This is a genomic window from Streptomyces sp. SID3343 (assembly GCF_009865215.1).
Lineage (GTDB): Bacteria > Actinomycetota > Actinomycetes > Streptomycetales > Streptomycetaceae > Embleya.
In genome coordinates, this window is sequence record NZ_WWJX01000540.1 from 1 (window position 1) to 3,911 (window position 3,911).

General features: G+C 72.2%; 1 protein-coding gene and 2 pseudogenes. 1 reads left to right on the top strand and 2 read right to left on the bottom strand.

All coding sequences use genetic code 11. From position 1 onward, the window contains the following. Nucleotides 1-862: 862 nt before the first annotated feature. Nucleotides 863-1,771: pseudogene (locus GT354_RS16730) on the top strand (slipin family protein); the annotation flags it as partial. A 36-nt stretch (nucleotides 1,772-1,807) separates the two neighbouring features. Here the strand turns inward: GT354_RS16730 and GT354_RS16735 are convergent. Both GT354_RS16735 and GT354_RS16740 read right to left on the bottom strand, forming a co-directional pair. Then, nucleotides 1,808-3,352, bottom strand: coding sequence for a multicopper oxidase domain-containing protein (locus GT354_RS16735; RefSeq protein WP_346012055.1), 1,545 nt, complete (start codon nucleotides 3,350-3,352; stop codon nucleotides 1,808-1,810). Nucleotides 3,353-3,497: 145 nt separating this feature from the next. Beyond that, nucleotides 3,498-3,911 (bottom strand): annotated as a pseudogene (locus tag GT354_RS16740) (hypothetical protein); the annotation flags it as partial.

Consider the following 3,911-nt stretch of genomic DNA (forward strand, 5'->3'; position numbering starts at 1 on the left):
CGTGCGCAAACGCACTCCGAACCGGACCGGCCAGTGGGGCGTCGTGCCCCTCGACCTCACTCCGGCCGAGATCGGTGCCGACACCTGGCTGGACCTGCGCCTGCCGGCCGTCGCCGCGGAAGCGGCCGGTGGCGCCCCGGGGTTCGTCGCCGGTTTCGGCCCGGAGAGCCCGATCCAACAGCTCGCGTGCGGATCCGAGGGCGTACGGGAACTCCACCATGTCCACCTCGGCGCCCTCACCGACACGCTGCGCAGCCACGACGACCTGAACGTCTACCTCGAACTCCCGGGCCGGCGCGCACCGGTCGCACTGATCCGGGACGTGCCCGTGGTCGCCTCCACGGCGTGCGACGGCGTCGTGGTCGAACTCCTCGGCCGACGGCGCGGCGGCCCCGTGGATGTCCTCGTACACACGGTGCTGGCCCCGTGGTTCGCGCCGCAACGGGTCACCCTGGACCCGGACACGGACGAGTTCTCCCTCGAACCCGCGCTGCGGTTCGCAGGACCGCTGACCGTGACCGTGCGGCCCGCGGGCACGACGGACACGACCCGCCGCGTCGCGCGGATCGGCGGCGACGTGGACACCGTGACCCTGGCCGTGGCCGCGGGTTCGGGCACCCCCACACCGGCGGACGCGGTCGAGCGGTCCGTCGTGGCACATCTGGCCGGACACGCCGACGCCCCCACCGACAGCGCCGCCTTTCCGTATCTGTGGGCAGCCGCCGCCCGACCCGCGCCGCCGCGCCGCCCCGACGCACCGACGCGATGCGCCGAGTCGCTGGGCACCGATCCGGCGCTCGCGCTGATCGCGGCCTCCCGGACGGGGCTGGCCGCGGACGAACTCGTCGTGCCGCTGATCCGGTCCGGCCTCACTCGGCTCGTGCCGGGCGTGGATCGAATGCGCAAGGTCAACACCCAGATCGTGACGATGCCGATCCCCGCGCAGGACGGCATCACGCGCGACAACGTGACCGTGCGGGTCGACGCGGTCGTGTACTTCCGGGTGTCGGATCCGATCAAGGCGACAGTGGTGGTGCAGGACTACAGGTTCGCGGTGTCGCAGGTCGCGCAGACGTCGTTGCGGTCGATCATCGGCAAGAGCGATCTGGACGACCTGCTGTCCAATCGGGAGGCGCTCAATCAGGGGTTGGCCCTGATGATCGACTCCCCGGCGGTGGGTTGGGGCGTGGAGATCGACCGCGTGGAGATCAAGGATGTCGCGCTGCCGGAGTCGATGAAGCGCTCGATGTCGCGGCAGGCGGAGGCCGAGCGTGAGCGGCGTTCGCGCATCATCACCGCCGACGGCGAGTTCCAGGCGTCCCGCAAGCTCGCGTCCGCGGCGGACGTGATGGCGACCAGCCCGGCGGCGCTGCAACTGCGCCTGCTGCAGACGATCGTGGAGGTCGCAGCCGAGAAGAACTCGACCGTCGTACTGCCCTTCCCGGTGGAACTCCTGAGGTTCCTGGAGAACGCCACACCGGCTGCGGCCGACCCACCGACCGCCGCTGGCGAACCCGCCCGGACCGGCGGGGCATCGACCTACCGACACCGGACCGTCCCGGCGCACCCCCACCAGGCGACGAAGAACGGCGCCCACCGAACGGCGACGGCGACGCCGTCGATCGCGGGCGTCTCGGCCGGCACACACACCATGCTTTCCGCCGCCCACGCCGCGCAACGCCTGCGCGACCGGGGCTCGGCGACAGGCAAGTCCGCGGCGCGGCCGCGGGGTTCGGGCATTCCGGGCGGGCCCGACGCCGTGGACGGATAGCCGACCGGGTCGTGCTGCCCGAACCCCGCGGCCCGGTCACACCACGTCGAAGTTCGCCATCATCGCCATGTCCTCGTGTTCCAGGTTGTGGCAGTGCAACACGTAGCGGCCGCGGTAGCCGTCGAACCGGACCAGTACGTCCACGACTTCGCGCGGCCGCAGGTCGACGGTGTCCTTCCACCCGGCGTCCGACGCGGCGGGCGCGTGCCCGTCCCGGGACAGCACCCGAAAGTGCGCCATGTGCAGGTGCACGGGGTGGTGCCCGTCGCTGCGAAAGCGCCACCGCTCCACCGTCCCCAACCCGACCTCGGCGAGCGTCTCGTCGACGTCGAACGGGCGGCCGTTGATCGTCCACATCGCGTGTCCGCCGGATCCCTCGGTGCGGCGGAAGTCGAACGTGCGCACGGCGACCGCATCCGCCGCGCTCGGCAGCGCGAGGGTGCTCAGCCGGTCCGGCACCCGCGCGTCGTCCTGCTCGTCCCGCGCCGCGCTCGTGACCACGAAGCGCATCACCTGCCCCATCCGGCCGGCGCCCAGCGTGTTGAGCATCGTGACGTGACTGCCCACCGGGTAGCCGGAGAAGTCGACGACCACGTCGAACCGCTCGCCCGGGGAGACGGCCAGGCCGTCGTGCTCGACGGGGGCCGCCAACAGGCCCCCGTCGCTGCCGATCTGGGTGAACACGGCGGCGGGCCCGCTGTCGCCGGCGCACAGGGCGAGGAGGTAGGAGCGGGCGTTGGAGCCGTTGACGAGCCGGAACCGGTAGCGGCCGGCGGCGACCGCCAATTCGGGCCACGGGGCGCCGTTGACGAGTTGTACGTCGCCGAGCACGCCGCCCGCGAACTCGTCGCGCACGCCCGGCTGATCGCCGGTACCCCGCGGGTCCAGGGCCGGATAGAGGAACGATCCGTCGGCATCGAACGAACGATCGCACAACAGCAGGGGGACGTCTCGATCACCCCTGGGCAACGACAACGCGTCGTCCTCGTCGTCGTGCACGAGGAAGACTCCGAGCAGGCCGCGCCAGATCTGCGGAGCGGTGTAGTCCATGCGGTGGTCGTGGTACCACAGGGTCGCCGCCCGTTGCCCGAGCGGATACTCGTAGGTCCGCTCGTCCCCGCTCGGCACGAGATCGGTGGGATACCCGTCGGATTCGGGCGGGGTCACACTGCCGTGCACGTGGGTGACCGTGGGTACGGGCAGGCGATTTCGCATGGTGACCACCACTCGGCGCCCCGAGCGGGCCGCGATCGTGGGGCCGGGGAACATCCCGTCGTAGCCCCACACCGTGGTGACCGCCCCGGGCAGGATCGCTACGGCCGCCTCGCGCTGCTCGATCTCGTAGTAGTCGGTATCGCCGTCTCGGCACACCGGGTCCGCGACCGGCGGGATCGGCAGCGGCACCGCGAACGCGTCCGGCACGGCGGCCCGACTGCGCAGCACGACGGCGTCCTCCCCGGCGCGCCGCGGGGATCCGGCTGCCCTTCCCGTGCCGACGGCGGCGGCCGCGCCCACTCCCGCGACGAGTGTCACGAACCCCCGGCGGGACGTCGAGCCGACGTGCGGGTTCACGGTGTTCACTTGCGGCTCCCGCGGGGACGTGGTGCGACGACGGCCCATCTCGACCTCGACCACACCGGACATGACCGGATGTATCGGGCGAGATTACGTGCCATGCCTCGACATCGGCCGGTCCGACACCACTTCCGCGAGAAGGCGACTCCGTTCAGCCCAGGTGGCGGTCACCCGGATCGGCTTCCGACGTCGGTTGCCGACGTCGGTTGCCGGGACCGGTTGCCGACGTCGGTTGCCGAGGTCGGTTGCCAGGGCCGCCCGGTGGCGCGAGGTCGGCCAGGGCGGCGAGCCAGTACTCGCCCAAGTGGGCGAGGTGGGTGAGGGCTTCGTCGTGATAGACGCTCAGGCGGACGGTGTCGCCGTGGCGGGCGAGCGCGCTGTAACAGCGCACTCCGGACGGCGGCGCGGCGAACATGGTCGCCGCCAGGGCCGGCGCCCCCGCGTGGTGCAGCGGCTCGGGGCCCAGATCCATGGTGGAGACCATCGTGGTCACCGCGGTCGGGTCGGCGAGATACGTGGCCACGCGGGCGCCGACGGGCGGCGGCAGGGCGGCCAGGGTCAGTCG